Origin of the sequence: Paracoccus sp. KR1-242, from assembly GCF_049446195.1 — a bacterium.
In the GTDB taxonomy this organism is placed as follows: Bacteria; Pseudomonadota; Alphaproteobacteria; order Rhodobacterales; family Rhodobacteraceae; genus Paracoccus; species Paracoccus broussonetiae.
Genome location: NZ_JBMSED010000012.1, coordinates 51,213 through 78,014, shown reverse-complemented (window position 1 = coordinate 78,014; position 26,802 = coordinate 51,213). Strand labels below are relative to the sequence as shown.

28 protein-coding genes are annotated in these 26,802 nt (G+C 65.5%); 22 read left to right on the top strand and 6 right to left on the bottom strand.

The window, feature by feature from the left end; translation table 11 throughout:
- Positions 1–67: 67 nt before the first annotated feature.
- The 5 genes from fmt to def (ACO2Q4_RS17830) form a co-directional block, all read right to left on the bottom strand.
- Positions 68–961, bottom strand: coding sequence for a methionyl-tRNA formyltransferase (gene fmt, locus ACO2Q4_RS17850; protein WP_423320953.1), 894 nt, complete (start codon positions 959–961; stop codon positions 68–70).
- Positions 962–989: 28 nt separating this feature from the next.
- Entirely contained in the window at positions 990–1,871 is an 882-nt protein-coding gene (locus ACO2Q4_RS17845) for a dienelactone hydrolase family protein (protein WP_423320951.1), read from the bottom strand.
- A complete protein-coding gene (locus tag ACO2Q4_RS17840; protein ID WP_311757649.1) occupies positions 1,856–3,493 on the bottom strand; it encodes an alpha/beta hydrolase in 1,638 nt (545 codons plus the stop codon). Before ACO2Q4_RS17840 ends, ACO2Q4_RS17845 begins: the two co-directional genes overlap by 16 nt.
- Positions 3,494–3,593: 100 nt before the next feature.
- Positions 3,594–4,094 (bottom strand): peptide deformylase, encoded by a 501-nt coding sequence (gene def / locus ACO2Q4_RS17835; RefSeq protein WP_423320949.1) that lies wholly within the window; start codon positions 4,092–4,094, stop codon positions 3,594–3,596.
- 40 nt (positions 4,095–4,134) lie between these two features.
- The gene (gene def, locus ACO2Q4_RS17830; RefSeq protein ID WP_311757647.1) at positions 4,135–4,656 is read right to left on the bottom strand and encodes a peptide deformylase; all 522 of its coding nucleotides are present in this window, start codon (positions 4,654–4,656) and stop codon (positions 4,135–4,137) included.
- A 78-nt stretch (positions 4,657–4,734) separates the two neighbouring features.
- On the opposite strand from def (ACO2Q4_RS17830), the gene ACO2Q4_RS17825 reads away from it, so the two are divergent.
- The 10 genes from ACO2Q4_RS17825 (at position 4,735) to ACO2Q4_RS17780 (ending at position 15,639) form a co-directional block, all read left to right on the top strand.
- A complete protein-coding gene (locus ACO2Q4_RS17825; RefSeq protein ID WP_423320947.1) occupies positions 4,735–5,919 on the top strand; it encodes a MalY/PatB family protein in 1,185 nt (394 codons plus the stop codon).
- Between the two features lie 23 nt (positions 5,920–5,942).
- Positions 5,943–6,539 (top strand): L,D-transpeptidase family protein, encoded by a 597-nt coding sequence (locus ACO2Q4_RS17820; protein ID WP_311757645.1) that lies wholly within the window; start codon positions 5,943–5,945, stop codon positions 6,537–6,539.
- Positions 6,540–6,584: 45 nt separating this feature from the next.
- Positions 6,585–7,961: an MATE family efflux transporter gene (locus tag ACO2Q4_RS17815; RefSeq protein WP_423320945.1), complete on the top strand. Its 1,377-nt coding sequence runs from the start codon at positions 6,585–6,587 to the stop codon at positions 7,959–7,961.
- Positions 7,962–7,991: 30 nt separating this feature from the next.
- On the top strand, positions 7,992–8,228 hold the full coding sequence (locus ACO2Q4_RS17810; protein WP_311757643.1) for an Lrp/AsnC ligand binding domain-containing protein: 237 nt from the start codon (positions 7,992–7,994) through the stop codon (positions 8,226–8,228).
- A 94-nt stretch (positions 8,229–8,322) separates the two neighbouring features.
- Entirely contained in the window at positions 8,323–9,900 is a 1,578-nt protein-coding gene (locus ACO2Q4_RS17805; protein ID WP_423320943.1) for an ATP-binding cassette domain-containing protein, read from the top strand.
- Positions 9,900–11,474, top strand: a complete 1,575-nt coding sequence (locus ACO2Q4_RS17800; protein ID WP_423320941.1) for an amino acid ABC transporter ATP-binding/permease protein — start codon at positions 9,900–9,902, stop codon at positions 11,472–11,474. The genes ACO2Q4_RS17805 and ACO2Q4_RS17800 overlap by 1 nt, the downstream gene beginning before the upstream one ends.
- A gap of 30 nt (positions 11,475–11,504) precedes the next feature.
- Positions 11,505–13,100, top strand: a complete 1,596-nt coding sequence (locus tag ACO2Q4_RS17795; protein WP_311757640.1) for a cytochrome ubiquinol oxidase subunit I — start codon at positions 11,505–11,507, stop codon at positions 13,098–13,100.
- Positions 13,097–14,260 carry a cytochrome d ubiquinol oxidase subunit II gene (gene cydB / locus ACO2Q4_RS17790; protein ID WP_423320937.1) on the top strand — a complete coding sequence of 388 codons (1,164 nt, stop codon included), beginning with the start codon at positions 13,097–13,099 and terminating at the stop codon, positions 14,258–14,260. The genes ACO2Q4_RS17795 and cydB overlap by 4 nt, the downstream gene beginning before the upstream one ends.
- A 10-nt stretch (positions 14,261–14,270) precedes the next feature.
- Positions 14,271–14,408 carry a cytochrome bd-I oxidase subunit CydX gene (cydX, locus tag ACO2Q4_RS17785; protein ID WP_311757638.1) on the top strand — a complete coding sequence of 46 codons (138 nt, stop codon included), beginning with the start codon at positions 14,271–14,273 and terminating at the stop codon, positions 14,406–14,408.
- Positions 14,409–14,529: 121 nt separating this feature from the next.
- On the top strand, positions 14,530–15,639 hold the full coding sequence (locus ACO2Q4_RS17780) for a pyridoxal phosphate-dependent aminotransferase (RefSeq protein WP_423320932.1): 1,110 nt from the start codon (positions 14,530–14,532) through the stop codon (positions 15,637–15,639).
- A 65-nt stretch (positions 15,640–15,704) separates the two neighbouring features.
- Here the strand turns inward: ACO2Q4_RS17780 and ACO2Q4_RS17775 are convergent, their stop codons facing one another.
- Positions 15,705–16,187 carry an Lrp/AsnC family transcriptional regulator gene (locus ACO2Q4_RS17775; RefSeq protein WP_311757636.1) on the bottom strand — a complete coding sequence of 161 codons (483 nt, stop codon included), beginning with the start codon at positions 16,185–16,187 and terminating at the stop codon, positions 15,705–15,707.
- A gap of 124 nt (positions 16,188–16,311) precedes the next feature.
- Here ACO2Q4_RS17775 and ACO2Q4_RS17770 point away from each other — a divergent pair, with 124 nt between their 5' ends.
- From ACO2Q4_RS17770 to ACO2Q4_RS17715, 12 genes are all read left to right on the top strand, one after another.
- On the top strand, positions 16,312–16,641 hold the full coding sequence (locus ACO2Q4_RS17770) for a DUF2849 domain-containing protein (RefSeq protein WP_311757635.1): 330 nt from the start codon (positions 16,312–16,314) through the stop codon (positions 16,639–16,641).
- A complete protein-coding gene (locus ACO2Q4_RS17765) occupies positions 16,634–18,289 on the top strand; it encodes a nitrite/sulfite reductase (protein WP_311757634.1) in 1,656 nt (551 codons plus the stop codon). Before ACO2Q4_RS17770 ends, ACO2Q4_RS17765 begins: the two co-directional genes overlap by 8 nt.
- The gene (locus ACO2Q4_RS17760) at positions 18,282–19,013 is read left to right on the top strand and encodes a phosphoadenylyl-sulfate reductase (protein WP_395131296.1); all 732 of its coding nucleotides are present in this window, start codon (positions 18,282–18,284) and stop codon (positions 19,011–19,013) included. Before ACO2Q4_RS17765 ends, ACO2Q4_RS17760 begins: the two co-directional genes overlap by 8 nt.
- Positions 19,010–19,381 carry a DUF934 domain-containing protein gene (locus ACO2Q4_RS17755; protein WP_395131294.1) on the top strand — a complete coding sequence of 124 codons (372 nt, stop codon included), beginning with the start codon at positions 19,010–19,012 and terminating at the stop codon, positions 19,379–19,381. The genes ACO2Q4_RS17760 and ACO2Q4_RS17755 overlap by 4 nt, the downstream gene beginning before the upstream one ends.
- Before the next feature lie 55 nt (positions 19,382–19,436).
- Positions 19,437–20,276, top strand: coding sequence for a ferredoxin--NADP reductase (locus ACO2Q4_RS17750; protein ID WP_423320928.1), 840 nt, complete (start codon positions 19,437–19,439; stop codon positions 20,274–20,276).
- A 127-nt stretch (positions 20,277–20,403) separates the two neighbouring features.
- Entirely contained in the window at positions 20,404–22,995 is a 2,592-nt protein-coding gene (topA, locus tag ACO2Q4_RS17745) for a type I DNA topoisomerase (protein WP_395131291.1), read from the top strand.
- A gap of 120 nt (positions 22,996–23,115) precedes the next feature.
- Positions 23,116–23,820, top strand: coding sequence for a CoA transferase subunit A (locus ACO2Q4_RS17740; RefSeq protein WP_423320926.1), 705 nt, complete (start codon positions 23,116–23,118; stop codon positions 23,818–23,820).
- Positions 23,820–24,449: a 3-oxoacid CoA-transferase subunit B gene (locus tag ACO2Q4_RS17735; RefSeq protein WP_423320924.1), complete on the top strand. Its 630-nt coding sequence runs from the start codon at positions 23,820–23,822 to the stop codon at positions 24,447–24,449. Before ACO2Q4_RS17740 ends, ACO2Q4_RS17735 begins: the two co-directional genes overlap by 1 nt.
- A gap of 98 nt (positions 24,450–24,547) precedes the next feature.
- A complete protein-coding gene (locus ACO2Q4_RS17730; RefSeq protein WP_423321098.1) occupies positions 24,548–25,120 on the top strand; it encodes a hypothetical protein in 573 nt (190 codons plus the stop codon).
- Between the two features lie 11 nt (positions 25,121–25,131).
- The gene (ybgC, locus tag ACO2Q4_RS17725; protein WP_311757626.1) at positions 25,132–25,536 is read left to right on the top strand and encodes a tol-pal system-associated acyl-CoA thioesterase; all 405 of its coding nucleotides are present in this window, start codon (positions 25,132–25,134) and stop codon (positions 25,534–25,536) included.
- A 98-nt stretch (positions 25,537–25,634) separates the two neighbouring features.
- The gene (tolQ, locus tag ACO2Q4_RS17720) at positions 25,635–26,330 is read left to right on the top strand and encodes a protein TolQ (RefSeq protein ID WP_311757816.1); all 696 of its coding nucleotides are present in this window, start codon (positions 25,635–25,637) and stop codon (positions 26,328–26,330) included.
- A complete protein-coding gene (locus tag ACO2Q4_RS17715; RefSeq protein ID WP_311757625.1) occupies positions 26,330–26,800 on the top strand; it encodes an ExbD/TolR family protein in 471 nt (156 codons plus the stop codon). Before tolQ ends, ACO2Q4_RS17715 begins: the two co-directional genes overlap by 1 nt.
- The last annotated feature ends 2 nt before the right edge of the window (positions 26,801–26,802 follow it).

Genomic DNA, 26,802 nt, shown 5'->3' with positions numbered 1-26,802 from the left:
GCCGCCGCGCCCACGCCCGGGTGAATTCACGCGGCGCCTGTGATGAAAATGCAGCAAAGCCGCCGGGTTAGCCCAGCGTATCGGGCAGGGTCAGGCCGCGAAGGATCTCGGTCGCGGGCATCGGGCGCTTGCCTTCGCGCTGGGCCTCGACGATTTCGACCGCGCCCTGGCCGCAGGCGATGGTGAAGTCCGACAGCACGCGTCCCGGCTGTCCCGACCCCTCTGCCAGTCGAGAGCGGAGCAGCTTGACCCTTTCCTCGCCGATCATGCACCACGCACCCGGAAACGGAGAAAGGCCGCGGATCTGGCGGTCGATCTGAGCCGCGGGCCGGGTCCAGTCGATCCGGGCCTCGGCCTTGTCGATCTTGGCGGCATAGGTCACGCCCGCCTCGGGCTGCGGCATCGCGGGCAGGGGCAGGCGGTCCAGCGTCTGGACGATCAGTTGCGCGCCCATGTCGGACAGCCGGTCGTGCAGGTCGGCGGTCGTGTCGTCGGTGCCGATGGCGGTACGGCTTTCGGCAAGGACGGGGCCGGTGTCCAGCCCCGCCTCCATCTGCATGATGGCGACGCCCGTTTCCGCGTCCCCGGCCATGATCGCGCGATGGATCGGTGCGGCCCCCCGCCAGCGCGGCAGCAGCGAGGCGTGAATGTTCAGGCAGCCCAGCCGCGGCGCGTCCAGCACGGGGCGGGGCAGGATCAGGCCATAGGCCACGACCACCGCGACATCTGCGGCCAGCGCCGCGAACTCGGTCCGAGTCTCGGGCGATTTCAGGCTTTCGGGTACCCGCACGGTCAGCCCCAGTTCCTCGGCCGCCTTGTGGACGGGCGAGGGGCGCGACTTTTGTCCGCGTCCGGCGGCGCGCGGCGGCTGGGAATAGACCGCGACGACCTCGTGCCGGGCCGCGATGGCGCGCAGCGCGGGCACTGAAAAATCCGGAGTTCCCATGAAAACGACGCGCATGATCCTGGCCCTTGTGCTGATCCGGCCCCTATAGACCGGCCTTGCGCAATGCAAAACCCTGCAGGAACCGCGTCACAAGGCTTGTCGCTTTCTTCCGCGCCGCAGGGTCCAGTTGCAAGGAGGACAGGGCCGACCGCTCGCTTTGGTCGAAGCCGTGATTGATGCCGGGCAGGGTGATGCTGTGCAGGTCGACGCCCTTGCCGACCAGCTTGTCTGCCATCTGGCGGCAGGCATCGGGGTCGGTGATGCTGTCCTTCTCGGCAAGGATCATCAAACCGCGCGCGCCCTCGGGCCAGCGGCCTTCCTCGCCCCGGCTGAGCAACCCGCAATAGGGGTAAAGCAGCACGACCGGGCCGACGCGGGCGGCAAGGGAGTGGGGATCCTCGGGCCATTCGGTCAGGCCGGGCGGGGGCTTGTCGCTGTCCAGCTCGGCCATGAATTCCATCGCCGTCCAGCCGCCATGCGACGCGCCAAGGACCATCGTGTCTTCGGGCCTGATCCCCGGCATCCGGCGCAGCGCGGCCATGGCTACCGCAAGATCGCCCGCCCGTTCCGAGCCGGGCAGGATCTGGCCCGCGCAGACCGCCCGCCAGGATTGCACCTTGTCCAGCTTGCGCGGTGAATGGCTGTCCAGGATCATCACCGTGCGATCCTGGCCCAGCAGGACATTGGCCCAGTAATCCATGTTGTCATGGACCCCGTCGCAGCCGGACAGCAGGATGGCCGCCTTGTGGGGGCCGGGCGTCGGCGGCTGGCGAATGTCCCAGGCCGGGGCCAGCATCGCTTCCCGCTCTGCCGGGGTCTGGGTGATCGGCTGCCACCCGGCCGCGTTACGCGCCGTGTTGAGCCCCAGGATCACAAGGATGATTGCCGCCGCTGCTCCGCCCATCACGATCAACCGTTGTCGCATCCGATCAGCCCGCCCTTGCCGCATTTCGCCTTCAGCCGCGCGGTATCCTCGGCAGTCCAGCCTTGAGGTGCGGTGATCGACACCCAGCCGTCGATATATTCGTCGGCATCATAGATATGCCCGAATCCCGGAGGGGTAGAGGTCGAGACCAGCATGTCCACCGCAAGCTGAAGCTGCGTGACGATGGGCGTAAAGCTGAGCCGGGGCGAGACATCGGGCGCTGGCGGCTCGTGCATCCATTCCGGCGCGCGCCACAATGAGGCGGGGTTGTAGAACACGATCGGGTCGCTGGCATGTTGCAGGAACAGGATGCGCAGCCTGCCCCAGGGCCGGCCCGAACGGTCGGGCGGCGCGAACTGGCTGGCATAGCGGATCACCTCTCCCTCATCGACCTCTGGCAGGATGAAGGGGCTGCCGGGGCGGCGTGCGGTGTTGGCCTGCCGCCACAGCTCGGACGGGAAGGGCGGTCCGGCCCAGAACGCGCCCGAGATCGGCTCGTTCATCATCTGGAACGGGTTCATCGAATACATCGACGACCACGCCCCCAGCGAGATGCCGTGCAGGTAGAGCCTTGGCCGGGCGTCGGCGGGCAGTTCGCGCCAATGGTCATAGACGGCGCGCATGGTGGCGGTCGCCTGTTCAAGCCCGGATTCGGTTTCGAAGATCAGCGCCAGCGGGCTTTGCAGATAGGAATACTGCACCGCCACGGTCGCGACATCGCCATCGTTCATGTATTCCAGCGCGTCATAGCTGGCCGGGTCCATCCAGCCGGTGCCGGTCGGGCTGGAGACGATCAGGATCTTGCGGTCGAAGGCGCCGACGCGGATCATCTCGGCCAAGGCGACGCGGGCGCGGGCCTCGGCGCTTTTTTCCTGCGCAAGGCCGACATAGATCCGCAGCGGCTCATGCGCCGGGCGGCCGGTAAAGGCCTGGATCGCGGCGGCGCGCGGCCCGTCCAGGACGAAGTCGCGGCCGGGCTTGCCCATCAGATCCCAGTCCGCCAGCGATCCCGGCCCGCCCGAGCGCCAGCCTTCGGTCGGCGGCGCGGTCGAGGGATCGGTCAGGTGCTGGGCGGCGGCATAGGAACTGTCGGCCACTTTCAGCGCCCAGTTCACGACGCCGTCTCGGGTGATCGTCACCACGATCAGCGCCGCCAGCAGCAGGCCCAGCACGTTGGCGCTGGCGGCCGGGATATAGCGGGCAAGGCGGTTGCGCAGCAGGTTGAACAACCCCTGAAGCGTCCAGCCAAGCACCACCAGAACCAGAAAGACCGCCGCGGCCAGAAGCAGCATCTTGGTGGTGTTCGCGGCCTCGAGGGGGGGCATCTGCATGCGTTCGCGGATGCTGTTCTGCCAGTCGTCGGACAGCGCGATGCAGCGGACCAGCAGCGCCAGCACAGGGACAGCCAGAACGGAATGGCAGATCATCGCCCATTTGCGCGACAAGATCGGGATCTGCAGCGTGCGCCACAGCGCCAGCAGGAAAACCGTCACCAGATAACCGGCCGCGGTCGAGATACCGGCCAGCGCCCCCTGCATGACCCAGTCACGCGGAATCAGCGATGGCGTCAGTGAAGCGGCGGCCAGCAGCAGCCCGGCAAGCAAAGGCAAAACTGAAATCATGCGGATTTCGGTCCCTTCCTTCAGGATCGGACCCGCGTAGACGGGCGCATCGGCGCAAGGTTAGACGGCGCCTTCGGCAAAGGAAAGCGCGCTTGACGTGTCAGGCGCGGGCAAGCTTCGCGGATTTCGCGACAAGCATCTTGCGGCGCAGCGGCGACAGGTGGTCGACATAGAGCTTGCCGTTCAGGTGGTCGATCTGGTGCTGGACCGAGGTCGCCCACAGGCCGACGAAATCGCGTTCCTCGATTTCGCCGCGGTCGTTCAGGAACCGGACGGTGACGGCGCGGGGGCGTTCGATCCGGGCAAAGACTCCGGGCAGGTTCGGACTTGCCTCGTCATGGGCGCGCAACTGGACCGAGGCGTGCAGGATCTCGGGATTGGCCATGCGGACGGCCTGCCCGCGCTTGTCCGAGGCGTCGACCACCGCCAGGCGTTGCATGATGCCGATCTGCGGCGCGGCAAGTCCCACGCCGGGCATCGCGTCCATCGTGTGGATCATGTCGTCCCAGATCATGCGCACCGTCTCGGTGATCGCGGCGACGGGTTCGGCCGCGACATGCAGACGGCGATCGGAATAGGGAATGAACGGGCGGACGGTCATCTGCGGCGCCTTTGCATAAGTCGTTGAGAGGCGGCTGCGGTCAGGGGCGCGCGCGCTCGCGCTTCAGCTTGACCATCTTGCGGGTGATCATCTGGCGCTTCATCGGGCTGAGATAGTCGATGAACAGCCGCCCGTCGAGATGGTCGATCTCGTGCTGGGCGCAGGTCGCCCAAAGGCCGTCGAATTCGCGTTCATGCGTCTTGCCGTCAAGGCCCAGCCATTCCACGCGGACCTCGGCCGGGCGGGTCACGTCGGCATATTGGTCGGGGATAGACAGGCAGCCTTCCTCATAGGTGTTCAGCCCTTCCGAGGTCCAGGTGATCTGCGGGTTCACCATGACGATCGGATTGTGCGGCGCGTCCGGATCCTTTTCGCAATCCATGACGTAAAGGCGCGACATCACGCCCACTTGCGGCGCGGCCAGGCCGACGCCGGGTGCGTCATACATGGTCGCCAGCATGTCGGCGGCCAGGGTCTCGATCTCGGGCGTGATGCGGGCGACGGGGTCGCAAGGCTTTTTCAGCCGCGGATCGGGGTGAAGGATGATGCTGCGCAATGTCATGACTGTGATCTAGGGCAACCCTTGGCCTTGCGCAACAAGCCGCTATGGTGGCGCGGGGAATTGAGAGAAAGCGACGCCATGACCAGACCCGATTTCGACGAGATCATCAACCGCGTGGGCACCGATTGTTCCAAATGGGACGACATGGAACAGGGCTTTGGCGTGTCCGCCTCGGATGGCATCGCGATGTGGGTCGCCGACATGGACTTCCGCCCCCCGGCCTCGGTCCAGCGTGCGGTCGAGGCGATCGCCGCGCACGGGGTCTATGGCTATCCGTCCGACACCCGCGCCTATGGCGACGCGATCCGCTGGTGGCTGAAGACGCGCCACGGCTGGGAGATCGAGGCGAACTGGATCCTGACCACGCAAGGGCTGGTGAACGCGACCGGGCTTTGCATCGACGCGCTGACCGAACCGGGCGACGGGATCGTGCTGATGACCCCGGTCTATCACGCCTTTGCCCGCGTGGCCCGCGCCTCGGGGCGCGAGGTCGTCGAACTGCCGCTGGCAATGCACGACGGCCAGTACCGCATGGACTGGGACAACTGGCGCCCGCTGATGACCGGGCGCGAGAAGATGCTGATCCTGTGCTCGCCCCACAACCCCGGCGGGCGTGTCTGGTCGGCCGAGGAATTGCTCGAAGTCGCCGCCTTCTGCGAGGCGCATGACCTGATCCTGGTTTCGGACGAGGTGCATAGCGACCTGGTGATGCCGGGCGCGCCGCGTCATCTGGTAACTGCGAAAGTCGTGCCGGAACTGGCGCCGCGACTGGTCACGCTGAATGCCGCGACCAAAACGTTCAATATCGCGGGCGCGCATATCGGCAACATGATCATCGCCGATGAAGCCCTGCGCGACCGCATCAGGCAGCGGCTGCTGGCGCTTGGGGTCAAGCCGGACATGTTCGGCCCGCAGATGGTCACCGCCGCCTATTCCCCCGAGGGTGCGGAATGGGTCGATGCCCTGGTCGAATACCTGGACGGCAACCGCCGCATCTTCGACGAGGGTGTGAACGCGATCCCCGGTCTGCGCTCGATGCCGCTGCAGGCGACCTATCTGGCCTGGGTCGATTTTTCGGGCACGGGCATGACTGCCGCCGAATTCACTGTCCGCGTCGAACAGGGCGCGCGCATCGCGGCGAATCATGGGCCGACCTTCGGGACGGGGGGCGAAAGCTTCCTGCGGTTCAATCTGGCGACGCCGCGGGCGCGCGTGGTCGAGGCCGTGGCCCGTCTGAAAAAGGCCTTTGCCGACCTGCAATAGCAGGAGGTTGAAGGAAGCGAGCGATGAAAAGGCTGGCGGCGCTGTTTTCGGCCTTGGCCGTGCTTTTCCTGCTTTGGAGCGGGTGGATGCTGGTGCGCCCGCATCCGGGCATCATGGCGCGCCTGCCCGAATTTCCGACGCGGCCCGGACAGGGCGGCTATGTCCCCCAGACCGGACCCGAGGAACCCGCCCGCCTGACATCGCCCATCGAGCGGATCCTTGTCGAAAAGGCCGCCCGGCGCATGACCGTCTTTCAGCAGGACGGGCCGCCCAAGACATTTCGCGTCGCGCTGGGTTCATCCCCGCGCGGCGACAAGTCGCGGCAAGGGGACGGTAGGACGCCTGAGGGGGTTTTCCGCATCGACAGGCTGAACGATCGCAGCCGCTTTCACCTGTCCCTGGGCATCGACTATCCCCAGCGCCGCCACCGCGAGGCCGCGCGCAAGGCCGGGATCGATCCGGGCGGCGACATCATGATCCACGGACAGCCGAACCAGATCCCCAAGGGCTATCGCGTGCGGGGCGACTGGACCGAAGGTTGCATCGCCATCCTGGATGACGAGATCGAGGAAATCTATGCGCTGGCGAGGATCGGAACCGAGGTCGAGATCCGGCCCTGAAACGTGCAGCTTGCTCTGGCCTTTGCCCAAGGATAAGGCAGGGGCATGACCTTTGATCGCTATGCCCCCCATCTGCGCGCGACGCTCGCGCTCGGCCTGCCACTGGTCGGCAGCCATCTTGCGCGCATGGCGATCAGCGTCGCCGATACCATCATGGTCGGTTGGTACGGGGTCAACGAACTGGCGGCGCTGGTCATCGCCGTTTCGTTCTTCAACATCCTGTTCTTCTTGGGCATGGGATTCGGCATCGGTGTGATGGGCGTGATCGCCGCCGCGATCGCCCGCGATGACGAGACCGAGGTCCGCCGTTCGGCCCGGATGGCGCTGTGGCTGTCGATCATCCATGCCATCGTCATGCTGCCGCTGCTGTGGCACTCCGAGGCGATCCTTCTGGCCATCGGCCAGGCCCCCGTCGTGGCCGAGCTGGCGCAGGATTACCTGCGCATTGCCGGTTTCGGCCTGCTGGCCGTCCTGTGCCAGCTGACGCTGAACAGCTATCTGGCCGCGATGGAGCGTCCGCAGGTCGTGCTGTGGATCACGCTGGCGGGCCTGCCACTGGTGATTTTCCTGAACTGGGTGATGATCTTCGGCAACCTTGGCGTGCCCGCGCTGGGGGTCGAAGGCGCGGCCGTCGCCGCGATCATCGTGCAATTCCTGCAACTGGCCGCGATCACGGCCTATGCGGCATGGCTGCCCGTGGCGCGCAAGTATCACCTGTTCAAGCGTTTCTGGCGCCCTGACTGGGCCTATATGCGCAAGGTCTTCCTGCTGGGCCTGCCCATCGGTCTGACCATGGTGGCCGAGGGCGGGCTGTTCGTCGGCTCGAACGTGATGATGGGCTGGATCGGGACGCGCGAACTGGCCGCGCATGGGATCGCACTGCAACTGGCCTCGATCACCTTCATGCTGCATCTTGGCATGTCGAATGCCGCGACCGTGCGTGTCGGTCAGGCCAAGGGCTGGGGTGATGGCGGCTGGATGCGCGATGCCGCGGTAACGGTCACCGTGGTTTCGGTCTGCATCGCCCTGATCGCGGTCGCTACCTTCATCCTGTTCCCGCGCGCGCTGGTCGGCCTGTATCTGGACGTGAACCATCCCGAGACGCCGGCCCTGATCGATTTCGCCACCGGGCTGATGTTCTATGCCGCCCTGTTCCAGATGGCCGATGCGCTGCAGGTGATCGCGCTTGGCCTGCTGCGCGGCGTGCAGGACACCCGGATGCCGATGGTCATTGCCGGGATCAGCTATTGGCTGGTCGGGATTCCGGTGGCTTATGGCCTGGCCTTTGTGCTGGGACTGGGCCCCAAGGGCCTGTGGCTGGGGCTGGTCGCAGGCCTGACCCTTGCCGCGACGTTGCTGATGCGCCGGTTCTGGCGCGGCCATGCGCGCGGGGACTGGACCCCGGCGCCGAGCGCGGTCTAGGTTGTCCGCGCCAAGCCCAGGAGGTTCGCCATGCGTCCGGTATTCGTCCAGTTTCGTTGCACGCCCGGCAAGACCTATGAGGTTGCCGATGCGATCTACGACCGGGAAATCGTCAGCGAGCTTTACTCGACCTCGGGCGATTACGACCTGATTGCCAAGATCTATGTCCCCGAGGATCAGGATGTCGGCCGGTTCCTGGCCGAGAACCTATTCGACATTCCCCATATCTCGCGCACGTTGACGACGATGACCTTCAAGGCGTTCTGAGCGGGGGGCGAGGGCATGGGGGCGCTGCCCCCGCCGCGCGTTCCGCGCGACTCCCCTGGGGTATTTCCGAAACGGAGAAGCCGGGTGAGCGTTCATGTCTGATGCGCGATCCGGTTCCGCTTCGCGCCTGCTCGCGCCCGAGGCTGTCCTGCTGCGTCGAGCCTCGGCCCTGTCGGTGCTGGCCGGGCTGCTTTGGTTGCCGATGGCCTGGGGGGCTGCGGATATGCTGTCGGCGATGATCGAGAAACGGGCTGCGGTTCCGGGCTCGCTTTGGCTGCTGGGCGGGTCCGGATTGCTGCGGCTGGCGTTGACGCTGGTCGCCGAACGTCTGGCGCAGCGTGCCGGGCGGATTGCCGTGGGACGCTTGCGGGGCGAGCTGCTGGAGCATGTTGCCCTCCGGGCCGCGCGATCCCGCGCCGGGGCGATCGCGACGCTTGCCGGGGATCAACTGGCCTTGCTGGGGACATTCGCCGCGCGCAATGCGCTGATCCGCGACCGCAGCCTGGCGGTGCCGCTGGCGGTTGGCGCGGCTGCATTTGCAAGTGCATGGGCGGCGGGCTTGATCCTGCTGGTTGCGGGGCCGGCGATCATCGTCTTTATGGTCCTGATCGGACAGGCGACGGGGCGTGCCAGCCGCGCGCAACTGGGCGAGATGGCGAATATGGGCGCGCTGTTGGCCGACCGCATCGGAGCGCTACCCGATATCCGGCTGCTGGATGCCGTGCCCGCGCTGTCCCGTGGCTTCAGGATGGCCGCCGATCGACTGCGCCGGCGCACCATGCGGGTGCTGGGGATCGCGTTCCTGTCCTCGGCCGTGCTGGAGTTGTTCGCGGCGCTAGGGATCGCGATGATGGCGGTGTTCTGCGGGTTTTCGGTGCTGGGTGAGATCGGCACCGGCACCTGGGGCGGGCCACTGGGGATCCGCCCGGCGCTGTTTCTGCTGCTGATCGCGCCCGAATTCTTCCAGCCGCTGCGCGATCTGGCCGGGTTGTGGCATGACCGTGCTGCCGCCGAGGCCGCAGCAGATATTCTGGTCGATGAGCTTGCCCCGGCAAAGATGCTGCCACGCGACGCTGCCGCCAAAGGGCCAAGCGGCCTTGCACTGCGGGGGGTGTCGCTGCGTGGACTTGACTATCCCGACCTTGAGCTTCTGCCCGGCGAGGCGCTTGTGGTGACTGGACCCAGCGGTGCGGGCAAGACCACGCTGCTGCGCCTGCTGGCCGGGCTGGAGACGCCGGACGGAGGCGAGGTCATGCGTCCTTCGCGCGCGCGCCTGGGCTGGATGCCGCAGTCGGTTCATTTCCTGGACGCCAGCCTTGAGGACAACCTGCGGCTGGGAAGGGGCGGCGATCTGGGCCCGGCGCTGGCGGGGGCGCAGGCGGCGCATCTGGTCGATGTCCTGCCGCAGCGGCTGGAGACGCGGCTGGGCGAGCGTGGCGCCGGCCTGTCGGGCGGCGAGGGGCGGCGCCTGACGCTGGCCCGTGCACTGCATGGCCAGCCTGACTGGATCCTTGCGGATGAACCGACCGCTGACCTTGATGCCGAGACGGCGGCCCGCGTCATCCAGGGCCTGCTGGCAGCACACCGCGCCGGGGCGGGGCTGGTCATCGCCACCCATGACGGCGCTCTGATCCGCGCCATCGGCCGCGAATACCGGATCGGGGCGGCGTGATGTGGCAACTGTGGAAGGTCATGGCCCGTTCCTCTGCCATGCTGCGGGCGATGGGACTGGCGGTGCTGGTCCTGTTGGCGGGCGTCGGGCTGCTGATGCTGTCGGGCTGGTTCATCAGCGCCGCCGCGCTGGCCGGGCTGGCGGGCTATGCCGGGGGTGCCGTCATGTTCGACGTGTTCCGCCCGGCCGCCGCCGTGCGCGGTCTGGCCCTGATCCGCACCGCCGCACGCTATGGCGAGCGGATGCTGGGCCACGATGCGACGCTGCGGGCGGTCGTCGACCTGCGCGGCGCGGTCCTGTCGGGTCTGTCGGACTTACCTTGGCAAAGGCTGCTGATGCTGCGGCGCGGCCCGGCGCTGGCGCGGGTCATCGCCGATACCGACCGCCTTGACGGCCTGCCGCTGCGCCTGGTTTTGCCGGGGGTCGCGGCGGCGGTGGTGATCCTGCTGTCGCTGCTGGTCCTGGGCTGGCTGGCCGGCTGGGTCATGGCGCTGTGGATCTGCGGCTGCCATCTGCTTGCCTCGGGCCTGTCCGGGGCCTGGGGATTTGCCCGGTCCGCACGCCTCGGCGGTCCGCTTGACGATGCCGAGAGCGATTTCCGCAGCCACGCGCTGGATCTTGCCGCAGCGCGGGACGACCTGCTGGTTCACGGCCGCATCGATGCGCAGATCGCGCAGGCCATGGCTGCGGAAAGGCGGGCAGGGGCGCTTGCCGATGAGATCGAGGCGACCGAGCGCGCAGTCGTGGCGGTGCAGGAACTGGGCCGCCTTGCGGCGATGGTCGGGGCGCTGGTCCTTGGCGGCCGTGCCGTCGCGCAAGGGGCGCTGGATCCCGCGATCGCCGCCATGTGCTTCTTTGCCGCGCTGGCCCTGTCCGAGGCGGTGGCGCCGCTGCGTCGCGCGGTCGGTGATTGGGGACGCATCCGGCAGGCGATGCTGCGAGTCGCGGCCGTTCTCGAACAGCCCATGCCGCGGGTAAGGGAAAATGCAGGAAATCCGGTGCCGCTGGTCGTGGACGGGGTCACGGTTGGCCCCGGCGAGGTGCTGGGGATCACCGGGCCAAGCGGCGCCGGAAAGTCGACCTTGCTGGCGCAGATTGCCGGGCTGATCCCGCCGGCGGGACGCGGGATCATCCTTGGAGTGCGCGAGGTCCAGAACTGGCCCGAGGACGAGCTGCGCACCGTCCTGACGCTGGTGCCGCAGCGGACCGCGCTGGTCGCGGGAACCCTGCGCGAGAACCTTGCCCTGGCCGCGCCCGGGGCAAGCGAGGAGGAGCTGGCCGGAATGCTGGCCGCAATGCGGCTGGACCACCTGCCGGGCGGGCTGGACATGCGCCTGTCCGACGGGGGCGCTCCGCTTTCCGGGGGCGAGGCCCGGCGCGTCGCCATTGCGCGCGCCCTGCTGAAACGTCCGGCAATCCTGTTGCTGGATGAACCCACCGAAGGCTTGGACGACGCCCTTGCCGCACAGATTATGACTGCAATTGCGCGATATTCATGCGATGTTCCGCTGGTGGTTGCGTCACATCGTCGCTGCGACCTTGCCCTCGCTACCCAATTCATTGCCTTGGACTAGACTTTTTCCCGATTCCCCGAGGAGAGAGCCATGGAATTCGGAGTCGTCGAGCTTTCCCGTCTGCAATTTGCTGCCACTGCTTTATTTCACTTCCTGTTTGTTCCCCTGACCCTTGGCCTGTCCGTCATCGTCGCGATCATGGAGACGGTCTATGTCATGACCGATCGCCCGATCTGGCGGCAGATGACCAAGTTCTGGGGCATGCTTTTCGGCATCAACTTCGCCATCGGTGTGGCGACGGGGGTGACGATGGAATTCCAGTTCGGTATGAACTGGTCCTACTACTCGCATTATGTCGGGGACATCTTCGGTGCCCCCTTGGCCATCGAAGGTCTGATGGCATTTTTCCTTGAGGCCACCTTTGTCGGCCTGTGGTTCTTTGGCTGGGAAAAACTGTCCAAACGTCAGCACCTGGTCGTCGGCTGGCTGGTTGCGCTGGGGTCGAACTTCTCGGCGCTGTGGATCCTGATCGCGAATGGCTGGATGCAGTTCCCGGTCGGCGCAGAGTTCAACCCGATCTCGATGCGGATGGAGATGGTCAGTTTCTACGACGTCATCTTCAATCCGGTCGCGCAGGCGAAGTTCGTCCATACCGTCAGCGCAGGCTATGTCACGGCCTCGGTGTTCGTGCTTGGGGTTTCGGCCTGGTACCTGCTGAAGAACCGCCATGTCGATCTGGCGCGACGCTCGATCGGGATCGCGTCGGCCTTTGGGCTGGCGGCGGCGTTCTCGGTCGTCGTGCTGGGCGATGAATCCGGCTATGATGCCGGGGTGAACCAGCAGATGAAGATGGCCGCGATCGAGGCCATGTGGGAAACCGAACCCGCGCCCGCCAGTTTCACGCTGTTCGGCTGGCCCGATCAGGACGCCCGAGAGACCAAGTGGGGCATCCATATCCCCTATGTCATGGGCCTGATCGGAACCCGATCACTGACCGAGGAGATCCGGGGCATCGCCGATCTGGAGCGCGAGGCCGAGGTCCGGGTGCGCAACGGCATCATCGCCTATGACCTGCTCATGCAGATCCAGGACCAGCGCAGCAGCGATGTCGATCCGGCGCTGGTCGCGCAGTTCCGCGAGCATGGCGGCGACCTGGGCTATGCCCTGCTGTTGAAACGGTATCTGGACGATCCGCGGCAGGCGACCGAGGCGCAGATCCAGCAGGCGGCGATGGACACCATCCCGACCGTCTGGCCGATCTTCTGGGCCTTCCGCATCATGGCGGGGCTTGGCTTCTGCTTCATCGCGACGATGGCCTTCTTCTTCTGGCGGGCCTCGTTCAAGCGGATGAGCTTTCCGCGGTGGTCGCTGCGCCTTGCAGTCCTGATGATCCCCGCCCCGTGGATTGCGGTCGAGATGGGTTGGATCGTGGCCGAATACGGGCGCCAGCCCTGGACGGTCGCCGAGGTGCTGCCAACCGCGCTGTCGGTCAGCCACCTCAGCGTGGCCGAGGTGGCGCTGACGCTGTGCGGCTTCTTCCTGCTTTATTCCGCGCTGTTCGTCGTCGAGATGGGCCTGATGCTGAAATACATCCGCAAGGGCCCGCATGAGGATGTCGAGTTCACGCGGGCCTGGGTCGAGCGGCATGAAAGCCTGCTGACCGCCGGTGCGGAGGTGCGCAAATGATCCTGTTCGAGCTTATTCCGTTTGAATACCTGCGCGTGATCTGGTGGCTGCTGCTGGGTGTGCTTCTGATCGCCTTCGCCCTGACCGACGGCTTCGACATGGGGACGGGGGCCTTGCTGCCCTTCGTCGCCAAGACCGACACCGAGCGACGGGTCGTCATCAACACGGTGGGCCCGGTCTGGGAGGGCAACCAGGTCTGGTTCATCCTGGGCGGCGGGGCGATCTTCGCTGCCTGGCCACCGCTTTACGCAGTCAGCTTCTCGGGCTTCTATCTGGCGATGTTCCTGATCCTGGTCGCGCTGATCGTGCGTCCGGTCGGGTTCAAGTATCGCAGCAAGCGAGAGGACCCGGCCTGGCGCAATTTCTGGGACTGGGTGCTTTTCTTCGGCGGCGCGCTGCCCGCGCTGCTGTTCGGGGTGGCGGTGGGGAACGTCCTTCTGGGCGTGCCCTTCCATCTGACCCCGGACCTGATGCCAATCTATGAAGGCGGGCTTTTCGGAAAGCTGTTCGGGCTGTTGCGCCCCTTCGCGCTGCTATGCGGGATCGTGTCGATCTCGATGCTGGTCATGCATGGCGCGGGCTGGCTGGTGTTGAAGACAACCGGAGACGTGCAGGCGCGCGCCAGACGCTTTGGCCAGACGACGGCGCTGATCGTCATGGCGGGCTATGCCCTTGCCGGGCTATGGCTGGCCTTCGGAATCGGCGGTTATGCCTTCGTCACCGAGCCGCCCCATGACGGGCCGTCGAACCCGCTTCTGTCCGAGGTGACGCGCACGGGAAGCTGGCTTGCAGCCTATTCCGCCCGGCCCTGGATCATCATTGCCCCGGTGCTGGGGTTCCTTGGCACCTTCATGGCGCGGCGCGCGCTGTCGGGGCAGGGAGAGCTTTCGCCGCTGCTCTGGTCGAAGATGGCGATCTTCGGCGTGATCTCGTCGGTCGGGCTGGTGATGTTTCCCTTCATCCTGCCGTCCTCGACCGATCCGAACAGTTCGCTGACGGTCTGGGATGCCTCTTCCTCGCACCAGACGCTGTTCGTGATGCTGGTGGCGGGGCTGATCTTCCTGCCGATCATCCTGGCCTATACGGCCTGGGTCTATCGCGTGCTTTGGGGCAAGGTCGGCCCCGAGGATGTCGAGGACCCCGAACGTCACGCCTATTGAGGAGAATGCGATGTGGTATTTCGCCTGGATCCTGGGATTGCCGCTGGCCGCGGGCTTTGCGGTCCTGAACGCGATGTGGCTGGAAATGGACGAGGATCGCCGCCTGATCCGGCACGGTGCGCGCGAGAGGTCGGGGCCCGAAGGCTGAACCTGCACCTGCGATCGGCGTTACAGGGGTATTTGAAAAACGGTGAAGCCATGCCGTGGGGGGCGGGCCGCGCCGTTCGCGCCCCTTGCACCCGCGGGCCAATTGAGGTTCTGGTTTCGCCATGACACGCCTTCGCTTTGCCCCGATCCCCGCCAGCCTTCCCGCCTCTGTTCCCTTCACCGGCCCCGAAACGCTGGAGCGCCGCCGGGGGGCCGCGTTCCGTGCCAGGCTGGGCGCGAACGAGAACGGGTTTGGCCCCTCGCCCCTCGCGGTCGAGGCGATGGCCCGTGCCGCGGCCGAAGTCTGGAAATACGGCGATCCCGACAGCCATGACCTGCGCGCCGCGCTGGCCGAACTGCATGGCATCGATCCTGCCCAGATCATGTTGGGCGAGGGGATCGACGGGCTGCTGGGTCTTCTGGTCCGGCTGACGGTTGCACCGGACGAGATCGTGGTGACTTCGGACGGGGCTTATCCGACCTTCAATTACCACGTGGCGGGCTTCGGCGGGCGACTGCACAAGGTGTCCTATCGAGGCGATGCCGAGGATCCGGACGCGCTGGTCGCCGCTGCGCATGACGCGGGGGCGCGGCTGGCCTATTTCGCCAATCCCGACAATCCGATGGGCAGCTGGCATTCCGGAGCGACGATCCTGGCGATGCTGGATCGCCTGCCGGCAGGAGCGCTGCTGGTCCTGGACGAGGCCTATGCCGAATTCGCGCCCGAAGATGCCATTCCCCGCATCGATCCCGAGGATGACCGCGTCATCCGCATGCGCACGTTCTCGAAAGCCTATGGCATGGCGGGCGCACGTGTCGGCTATGCCATCGGCCCGCGCGAACTGATCGCGGGTTTCGACCGGATCCGTAACCATTTCGGGATCAACCGCACCGCACAGATCGGGGCCCTGGCTGCGTTGCAGGACAAGGCCTGGCTGGAACAGACCCGCGCCAATGTCGCCGCTGCCCGATTGCGGATCGCCGGGATTGCGCAAGACAACGGATTGTCGGCGCTGCCTTCGGCCACAAATTTCGTCGCCATCGATTGTGGGCGTGATGGAAGCTTCGCCCGTGCCGTGCTGTCGGCGCTTGAGGCACAGGGCATCTTCGCACGGATGCCCGGCGTCGCGCCGATGGACCGTTGCATCCGCATCTCTTGCGGGCCGGAAGCCGAACTGGCGGCCTTTGCCGAGGCGCTTCCCTTGGCACTGACGCGCGCGCGCACCGCCTGACGCGCGCCGGCCTGCGCGCTTCACCGTTTTTCCAAATACCCCCGCGGCGCTTGCCGTCGCGCGGGTCAGTCGAGCGGCAATGAGGTCGTCGCCTTCAGTTCTTCCATCGAGAGAAGCGCGGTGACGTTGTGGATCTTCACCTCGGAAATCAGCGCCTGATAGAAGCGGTCATAGGCGCGCGCATTCCGGACCCGGACCTTCAGGATATAGTCGATATCGCCTGCCAGCCGGTGCGCCTCGATCACCTCGGGGCGGGCGCGCACGGCGGTCAGGAATTTCCGCGCCCAATCCGGGTCATGCTCGCTGGTTCGGATCAGGACAAAGAAACACGCGTCCAGCCCCAGTGAATCCGGATCAAGCAGCGCGACCTGCCCACGGATCACCCCCGCCTCGCGCAGCTTGCGAATCCGGTTCCAGACCGGAGTCTTGGAGGCGCCCACGCGGGCCGCGATATCGTCCAGCGACAGGGTGGCATCCTCCTGCAGAAGGGACAGGATTTTACGATCCGTGTCGTCCAGCCGGACCGGAGTTTGTCTGTCTTGGCTCATCGCGAAATTTGGTCCTGTTTGCATGGCTGGTTACTGGAAACGGTTTCTTATTTTTCTGCCCCACTCGTCAATATGGGGGAGAATTTTCTATATAAGACAGACCCAATCCGAAAGGCAAAAGGCCATGTCCAAGACCTTCACCCCCACGCAAGCACGACCCGCCGTCATCACCGCGAATGATCTGCGCATGGGCCATTGCGTCTGGATGAGTGACGGTGGCTGGACCGCCGATCCGCGCGAGGCGCAGCTTTTCGAGGACGAGGCCATCGCCGATCTCGCCCTGCTGGACGCGATCGGGCAGGCGAGCATCGTCGTTGGCCCCTATCTGGCCGAGGCGAAGCGCGGCGCAGATGGCCGCCCCGAGCCGACCCATTTCCGCGAGGCTTTCCGTCGCCGCGGTCCGTCCAACTATTTCCATGGCAAGCAAGCCGATCTCGAGGCCAGCAATGTTTGATGCCCGTCCCCAGCACAACGAATATCTGCGCCACCGGGCGCAGCAGTTCCGCCAGCAGGTCGAGCGCCGCCTGGACGGTAGCCTCACCGAGGACGAGTTCCGACCGCTGCGCCTGATGAACGGGGTCTATCTGCAGCTTCACGCCTATATGCTGCGCGTGGCGATCCCCTATGGCACGATCAGCCCCGACCAGATGCGTACGCTGGCCCTGCTGGCCGGGAAATGGGACAAAGGCTATGGCCATTGGACCACCCGGCAGAACATCCAGTACAACTGGCCGAAACTGGTGGACATTCCGGACATGCTGGATGCGCTGGCGGATGCCGGGCTGCACGCGATCCAGACCTCGGGGAACACGATCCGCAACGTCACGACCGACGCCTATGCCGGCGCGGCCGCCGACGAGGTCATCGATCCGCGCCCCTATGCAGAGCTGCTGCGCGCCTGGTCCACCGATCACGCCGAATTCCAGTTCCTGCCGCGCAAGTTCAAGATCGCCATTTCCGGCGGCGAAAAGGACCGCGCCGTCATCGCAGCCCACGATATCGGCCTGCGCCTGCGCCGCAACGAGCAGGGTGAGCTGGGCTTCCAGGTCTGGATCGGCGGCGGCCTTGGCCGGACCCCGATCCTGGGTCAGGTCGTGCGCGAGTTCCTGCCCGAGGGTGATCTGCTTCCCTACGTCGAGGCGATCATCTCGGCCTACAACCTGTCGGGCCGTCGCGACAACAAGTACAAGGCCCGCATCAAGATCACCGTCGCCGAGCGCGGACTTGACGTCATGCGGGACGAGATCGAGGCGGAATTCCTGAACCGTCGCTCGACCTTCACCGGCGCCGATCAGGAGCTTCTGGCCGAGTTCAAGGCCGTTTTCTCGCCCCCCGCCTTCCGCAATGAGGAAGATGGCGATTTCGAAGCGCAGCGCGCTGCAAATCCGGGTTTCCGCAGCTGGACGGATACCAACCTTTCGGCCCACAAGGCACCGGGCTATGCCAGCGCGATGGTGACCTTCAAGGCGCCGGGCCAGACGCCGGGCGACGCCTCGGCCGAACAGATGCGCCTGCTGGCGGACCTGGCCGAGCGCTACGGCCATCACGACCTGCGCGTCAGCCATGACCAGAACATCGTCCTGCCGCATGTCCACAAGTCGGACCTGTATGCGCTTTACCAAGAGCTGAAGGCGGCGGGGCTGGCGACTGCGAATGCCGGGCTGATCAGCGATATCGTGGCCTGCCCGGGCATGGATTACTGCGCCCTTGCCACCGCGCGTTCGATCCCGATCGCACAAGAAATCGCGGATCATTTCCGCGCCCGTGACATCGAAGACGAGATCGGCAAGATCGACATCCGCATCTCGGGCTGCATCAACGCCTGCGGCCACCACCATCTGGGCCATATCGGCATTCTCGGTCTGGACCGTGCCGGTGTCGAGAATTACCAGATCACGCTGGGCGGAGACGGCTACGACATTCCCGCCATCGGCCAGAAGCCCGGCGCGGGCTTCCCGGCCGAGGAGGTGGTGGGCGCCATCGACCGCCTGATCGATACCTATCTGGACCTGCGCGACTCGGCCGAGGAACGCTTCATCGACGCCTATCGTCGCGTAGGGGCAGCTCCGTTCAAGGCGGCGCTGTATCCGGCCGATGCTTGATGGAAGCCTGGACGATCGCGCGGCGCTTCTGAACGACCGCTACAAGCATCACGCCGCGACCGAGGTGTTGCGGCGTGCCCTCAACGACCCCGATCTGGGCCGGGTGACGCTGGTGTCGTCCTTCGGTTCGGAATCGGTGGTGCTGCTGCACATGGTCTCGGTCGTGGCGCCGGGCACGCCGGTCCTGTTCATCGACACGCAGATGCTGTTCCAGGAGACGCTGGATTATCAGCTTGAGGTCACCGAACGGTTGAAGCTGACCGATGTGCGCGTCGTCCGTGCGACCGAACGCGAGGTCGCGCTGAACGATCCGGACGGCACGCTGCACCAGTTCAGCACCGATGCCTGCTGCAACTTCCGCAAGACTGTCCCGCTTGAACGCGAGCTGGGCAAGTTCGATGCCTGGATCACCGGGCGCAAGCGGTTCCAGGGTGGCGAGCGCCAGCAGCTGGAGTTCTTCGAGGCCGAGCCTCCGGCCCGACTGCGGATCAACCCGCTGGCCCATTGGCGGTCCGAGGACGTTCAGGACTATATGGCCGAGAACAATCTGCCGCGGCATCCGCTGGTCTCCAAGGGCTTTGCCTCGATCGGCTGCGCCCCCTGCACCTCGCCGGTGAAGCCGGGCGAAGACCCGCGGGCCGGTCGCTGGCGTGGCAGCCAGAAGACCGAGTGCGGCATCCATTTCATCGGCGGGCGCATGGTCCGCGCAGGAGCGACTTCATGAGCGATTTCTTTCTGGTCCGCGATGACGGCTTCCACCCCGATGACGGGGCCGAGCCTGTCGTGCTGGCGCCCGATGTTGATCCGGCGACGCTGGATGACTATCTGGACCACGATCTTCTTGCGATCGAGTTCCCCTCGTTCAGCGATGGACGCGGCTTTTCGCTGGCGCGCATCCTGCGCGAAAAGGGCTACAAGGGGCGGCTGCGCGCGGTTGGCGGGATGATTTCGGACCAATATGCCATGGCGCGCCGCGTCGGTTTCGACGAAGTGCGGATCTCAGCGGCCCTGGCGGCTCGCCAGCCGCAAGAACAGTGGCTGTACCGTGCCGACTGGCAGCAATGGGATCACCGTTCGCGCCTTGCCGGCTGAGCTTGCCGGGGTTTTCCCCGGCTTCCTGATGACCTAGATAGACCGGGACCCTGATATGACACTGGATCTCTCCGTGGCCGATGTTGCCGTGAAACCCGCCAAGACCCTGCCTGATGCCCAGACCGTCACCTCGGTCCAGCATTGGAGCGATACGCTGTTTTCGTTCCGCGTGACGCGTCCCGCCAGCCTGCGTTTCCGTTCGGGCGAATTCGTGATGATCGGTCTGCCGGGCGATAACGGCAAGCCGATCCTGCGCGCCTATTCCATTGCCTCGCCCAATTGGGATGACGAGCTGGAATTCTATTCGATCAAGGTGCCGGACGGGCCGCTGACCTCGAAGCTGCAACTGATCGAGCCGGGCGACGAAATCATCCTGCGTCCGAAGCCGGTCGGCACGCTGGTGCTGGACGCGCTGCTGCCGGGCAAGCGGATGTGGTTCCTGGCCACCGGGACCGGGCTTGCGCCCTTTGCCAGCCTGATGCGCGACCCGGAAACCTATGAGCGTTACGAGCAGGTCATCATGATGCATACCTGCCGCACCACCGAGGAGCTGACCTATGGTCGCGAGCTGGTCGAGAACCTGAAGCATGACCCGCTGCTGGGCGAGATCTATGGCGAGGATTTCGCCAACCGGCTGCTGTATTACCCGACCACCACCCGCGAAGAGAGCCCCTTCATGGGCCGGATCACCGACAACCTGACCTCGGGCAAGGTGTTCGAGGATCTGGGTCTGCCGCCCATGGATATTGCCAATGACCGCGCGATGGTCTGCGGCAGCCTGGCCTTCAACGTCGACGTGAAAGCGGTGCTGGAAGGCTTTGGCCTGACCGAGGGCGCCAACAGCGATCCCAAGGAATTCGTGGTCGAAAAGGCCTTTGTCGGCGACGGCGTCTGAGGCGGCTGCCGGGGGTTTCACACCCCCGGACCCCCGTGGGGTATTTTTGAAACGATGAATGCCCGGCGTTGACACTGCGCCGGGCTATGCTCATTTTTCCGGCCCGAATCATCTCGAAGGATTATCCATGCCTGTCGTCGTCGTCGAATCTCCGGCCAAGGCCAAGACGATCAACAAGTATCTGGGCGACGACTATACGGTTCTGGCGTCCTTCGGGCATGTCCGCGACCTGCCGCCCAAGGATGGCAGCGTCGATCCGGAAGCCGATTTCGCGATGAAATGGGAAGTTGCGTCGGAGTCGAAGAAACACGTCAAGGCGATCAAGGATGCCTTGGCATCCGATCCGAACCTGATCCTTGCCACCGACCCCGATCGCGAGGGCGAGGCGATTTCCTGGCACCTGCTGGAGACGCTGGCACCCGCGCTGAAGAAGGGCGCCGGGGTCAGCCGCGTCACCTTCAACGCGATCACCAAGAACGCCGTGACCGAGGCGATGGCCAACCCGCGCCAGATCGACCAGCCGCTGGTCGACGCCTATCTGGCGCGCCGCGCGCTGGACTATCTGGTCGGCTTCAACCTGTCCCCGGTGCTGTGGCGCAAGCTGCCCGGCGCGAAATCGGCGGGCCGGGTGCAATCGGTCGCCCTGCGCGTCATCGTCGACCGCGAGATGGAGATCGAGGCGTTCCGGGCCCGCGAATACTGGTCGGTCCATGCCAAGCTGGCGACCCCGCGCGGCGACCAGTTCGACGCGACGCTGACCGTCTATGGCGGCAAGAAGCTGGAGCGTTTCGACATCGCCACCGAGAAGGATGCGATGCTGGCGGTTTCGGCCATTGCCGCGCGCGACCTGAACGTGACAAGCGTCACTGCCAAGCCCGCCAGCCGCAATCCCTGGCCGCCCTTCATGACCTCGACCTTGCAGCAGGAGGCCAGCCGCAAGCTGGGCATGGGTGCCAAGGCCTGCATGTCGGCGGCGCAGCGGCTGTATGAGGCCGGCCATATCACCTATATGCGGACCGATGGCATCGACATGGCTCCCGAGGCGGTTATGGCCGCCCGCGATGCGATCAAGAAGCGCTTCGGTGAGGAGTACCTGCCGAAATCGCCGCGCATGTACAAGAACAAGGCCAAGAACGCCCAGGAAGCCCATGAATGCATCCGGCCGACGGACATGTTCATGTCGCCGGACAAGCTGCCGGTGGCCGAGAAGGACCAGAAGGCGCTTTATGACCTGATCTGGAAGCGCACCATTGCCAGCCAGATGGAATCGGCGCGGATGGAGCGCACGACCGTCGAGATTGCGTCGGCCGACGCGCAGGTCGGTCTGCGGGCCAATGGCCAGGTCATGATGTTCGACGGCTTCCTGAAGGTCTACGACCAGGGCCGCGACGACGAGGAAGACGAGGACAGCCGCCGCCTGCCGCTGATCAAGGAGGGCGAAAAGGCCGACAAGCGCTCGGTCAGCCCCGAGCAGCATTTCACCCAGGCGCCCCCCCGCTATACCGAGGCGACGCTGGTCAAGCGCATGGAAGAGCTGGGGATCGGCCGGCCGTCGACCTATGCCAGCATCGTGACTACCATTCAGGACCGCGACTACGTCCGCAAGGAGCAGAACCGCCTGATCCCCGAGGACAAGGGACGGCTGGTCACGATCTTCCTGCTGAAATATTTCCCGCGCTATGTCAGCTATGACTTCACCTCGAGCCTTGAGGGCGAGCTTGACGACATTTCGTCGGGTGAGCGCGCCTATCGCGAGGTGCTGCGCCGTTTCTGGAAGGACTTCACCGCGGCGCTGGAAGGGACCAGCGAGCTTCGCATCAGTGAGGTGCTGGAGGCAATCGACGAGGCGCTGGCACCGCATCTTTATCCGCCGCGCGCCGATGGTGGCGATCCCCGCGAATGCCCGCTTTGCCACAAGGGCAGGCTGCATCTGAAAACGGCGCGGTCGGGCGGGGCCTTCATCGGCTGCACGAACTATCCCGAGTGCCGCTTCACGCGTCCGATCAGCAGCCCCGAGGGTGAGGTCGTCGGCGATACGGTGCTGGGCGAGGACAAGGGCGACGAGATCAGCCTGAAGAATGGCCGCTTCGGCCCCTATGTCCAGCGTGGCGAGGCCACGGCCGAAGTGCCGAAGCCGCCGCGGGCCTCGATCCCCAAGGGCTGGGAAATCGCCTCGATCGATCTGGAGCGCGCGCTGGCGCTGCTGGCGCTGCCGCGCGAGATCGGGCCGCATCCCGAGGATGGCGTCGCTGTCGAGGCCGGGATCGGCCGCTATGGTCCCTATGTGAAGCACGGGTCGAAATATGCGAACCTGCCCGAGGTGGACGAGGTCTTCACCATCGGCATGAACCGCGCGGTCGAGGTGCTGGCCAGCAAGCAGGTGCGCGGTCGTGCCGCCGCCGCCGCGCCGCTGGCGGAACTGGGCGAGCATCCCGAAGGCGGGCCGATCCAGGTGCTGAGCGGGCGCTATGGACCTTATGTCAAATGGGGCAAGGTCAATGCGACCCTGCCGCGCGACCTGGAGCCGGGTTCCGTCACGCTGGAGCGCGCGCTGGAACTGATTGCGGAAAAGGCATCCAAATCCGGCAAGAAACCGGCGAAGAAGGCGGCGGCCAAGGCTGAAAAGCCCGCCGCGAAGAAGCCTGCGGCCAAGAAACCCGCGGCGAAGAAGCCCGCCGCGAAGAAGGCCGCGCCCAAGGCGAAGCCTGCCGCCGAATAGGAAGCCCGATATCGTGGCATCCCGCGGACGGTTGCATGTGCAACCGTCACGCGGCGGTGCGGCGCGTTGACTCCGGCCCGCAAGCCCGCCAAAAATTTCCGGGCATTGGCGGAGGAGCGGATGAAGAAGATCTATGGCAGCGCGGCTGAGGCGCTGGACGGGGTCCTGAAGGACGGAATGCTGATCGCCGCGGGGGGCTTTGGCCTGTGCGGCATCCCCGAACTTCTGATCAGGGCGATCCACGAGGCGGGAACGAAGGATCTGACCGTCGCCAGCAACAACTGCGGCGTCGACGGGTTCGGCTTGGGCATCCTGCTGGACAGCCGCCAGATCCGGAAGATGATCTCGTCCTATGTCGGCGAGAACGCGGAATTCATGCGCCAGTACCTGTCGGGCGAGCTTGAGCTTGAATTCAACCCCCAGGGTACGCTGGCCGAACGGATGCGGGCGGGCGGCGCGGGTATTCCCGGCTTCTACACCCGGACCGGCGTCGGCACGGTGATCGCCGAGGGCAAGGAGCACAAGGATTTCGACGGCGAGACCTATATCCTTGAACGCGGGATCATCGCCGATCTTGCCATCGTGAAGGGCTGGAAGGCCGACGAATCCGGCAATGTGGTGTTTCGCAAGACCGCGCGCAACTTCAACGTGCCCGCGGCGAAATGCGGGCGGGTCTGCATCGTCGAGGTCGAGGAGATCGTGCCCACCGGCAGCCTTGATCCCGATGCGATCCATCTGCCCGGCATCTATGTCCATCGCCTGATCCAAGGGCAGCACGAAAAGCGCATCGAACAGCGCACGACCCGAAAAAAGGAGACCGCGTGATGCCTTGGGACCGCAACCAGATGGCGGCGCGGGCCGCGCAGGAACTGCAGGACGGCTGGTACGTGAACCTTGGCATCGGTATCCCGACGCTGGTCGCGAATTATATCCCCGAGGGGGTCCATGTGACCCTGCAATCCGAAAACGGAATGCTGGGGATCGGGCCGTTTCCTTTCGAGGGCGAGGAAGATCCCGATCTGATCAACGCGGGCAAGCAGACCGTGACCGCACTGCCGCAGACCGCCTTCTTCGACAGCGCGGAAAGCTTTGCCATGATCCGCGGTGGCAAGATCGCCATGGCGATCCTTGGCGCGATGGAAGTGGCCGAAAATGGCGATCTGGCAAACTGGATGATCCCCGGCAAGCTGGTCAAGGGCATGGGCGGTGCGATGGACCTGGTCGCGGGCGTCAAGCGCGTGGTCGTGGTCATGGACCACACCAACAAGGCAGGCGAATCGAAGGTGCTGCGCGAATGCACGCTGCCCCTGACCGGCAAGGGCGTCGTCAACCGCATCATCAGCAACCTTGGCGTGCTGGATGTCGTCCCGGGCGGGTTGCGGATCGTCGAACTGGCGGATGACGTCACCGAGGACGAGCTGCGGGCGGCAACCGAGGCCACGATCGTCGGTTGAGTTTCGCAGGGATCGGCATTAGGGGCTTTCAGCCCCTCTTGCGGCCCTGCCGCAATTCAACCCCGAGGGTATTTGGAAAAGGATGATGAGGGACCGTGGTGCTTGATCCCGACCAGATCGCCGGGCTGTTCACCCGTGACGGGCGCTTTCTTTGCGCGCGCTGGGGACGGCCGGTCGTCCCGGTGATCTTCGGTCTTGCCGACGAGACGCTGGACATCTTTCGCGCCGTGACCCGCGCTGCGCTTGCCCATGCCGGTCATCCCATGGCCGAGACGGATCCCGAAATGGGCGCGAACATGCTGTCCTTTTTCGTGCGCGACTGGCAGGAGCTGGCGGATATGCCGGATCTTGAGCGGCTGACCGGGCAGGGCGAGCTTGTCGAGCGGCTGACCACCCAGGCCGCGGACCAGTACCGCATCTTCCGGTTTGATGCCGATGGTGGGATCAGGGCCTGCATGAACTTTGTGAACATGGGTGGGGGGCTGGCAGAAGCGCATCCCGCCGGACTGGCCGAGACGATGGTGATGCGTTCGCTGCTGACCTTTGCGCGGGATGTGGAACCTTCGCGGCAGGTCGCGGACCTGATCCGCGCCGCCTATGATCCGGCGCTGCCGGTGGTTGCGCGCGATGCGTCGCACGCGCTGCGTCTGGCCGCGCGGCTGCCTGCCTGAGGATTGTCCCGATGCACAGCTTTCCCATCCGCGTCTATTACGAGGATACCGACCTTGCCGGGATCGTCTATTACGCGAACTACCTGCGCTTCATCGAGCGCGGCCGCAGCGAGTGGTTGCGCGCGCTGGGGATAGACCAGGTTGGCCTGAAGCAGCGGGGCATGGTCTTTGTCGTGCGCCGGATCGAGGCCGATTACATCTCTCCGGCGCGGTTCGACGATGTGCTGGAGGTTGTCTCGACCCTGAACGATTGCGGCGCGGCGCGGATCTCGATGTGCCAGAAGGTGATGCGGGACGGGGCAGTGCTGTTCAAGGCAGTGGTGACGCTCGTCTGCATCAACGATGCCGGACGGCCTGTCCGGATTCCCGCCGACATCGCCGCGGTCTTTCCCGGTGATGCAAAGGGCTGCATCTGACGCAGAATTGACGCTGTTGGGGTTTGTCTGTTGCGGGCATTCTGGTAATCGACGCCAGAAGCCGCGGCGCAGCGGTGCAAAAAGCACAGGCCTATTTCATGGAACAAATCGTCGGAGCCGGTCAGCCGGTCGACTTTTCACTGATCGCTCTTTTCGCGCGCGCGTCGCTGACCGTCCAGATCGTCATGATCATGCTGATTCTGGCCTCGTTCTGGGCCTGGGCGATCATCATCCAGAAATTCATCAGCTTTGCAGCCGCCAAGCGCGAAGCTGGGCGGTTCGACCGTGCCTTCTGGTCGGGCCAGCCGCTTGACGAATTGTTCGACCGTGTCGGAGAGGAGCCTTCGGGCGCGTCCGAGCGGATCTTCGCAGCGGGCATGACCGAATGGCGCCGCAGCCACCGCGACGATGGCGGGCTGATCGCCGGTGCGACGGCGCGGATCGACCGCGCGATGAACGTCGCCATCAACCGCGAGAATGACCGCCTGACCCGCGGGCTGCCCTTCCTTGCGACCGTCGGGTCGACCGCGCCCTTCATCGGGCTGTTCGGTACCGTCTGGGGGATCAAGACCGCTTTCGAGGAAATCGCGATTTCGCAGAATACCTCGCTGGCCGTTGTCGCCCCCGGCATCGCCGAGGCGCTGGTCGCGACCGCCCTGGGCCTGCTGGCCGCGATCCCGGCGGTCATCTTCTACAACAAGCTCAGCGCCGATTCGGACCGCATCGTCGGGAACTACGAATCCTTCTCGGATGAGTTCTCGACCATCCTGTCGCGCCAGCTGGAAGACGACTGATGGGGGCCGGGGTCGTCAAGCGCAGCAGCCGCGGGCGCAGGGGGCGCGGCAAGTCCCAGCCCATGGCCGAAATCAACGTCACGCCCTTCGTGGACGTGATGCTGGTGCTGCTGATCATCTTCATGGTCGCCGCGCCGCTGCTGACCGTGGGCGTTCCGCTGGAGCTGCCCAAGACTGCCGCGCAATCCGTGCCCGCCGAGCCTGAGGAGCCGCTGTCGGTGTCCGTCACGCCCGAGGGTCCGATCATGGTCATGACCACCGAGGTTCCCGAGGATGAGCTGGTCACGCGCTTGCGTGCCGTGGCCGAAGAGCGCCAGAGCGACAAGATCTACCTGCGCGCCGACGGCTCGATCCCCTATGCCCGCATCATGGAGGTGATGGGGGCGTTGAACGCGGCTGGCTTCAACAACATCGTGCTGGTGACGGATTCGGGCGGGCCCCGGATGGACGGCCAGAACCCCGAAGGCTGACG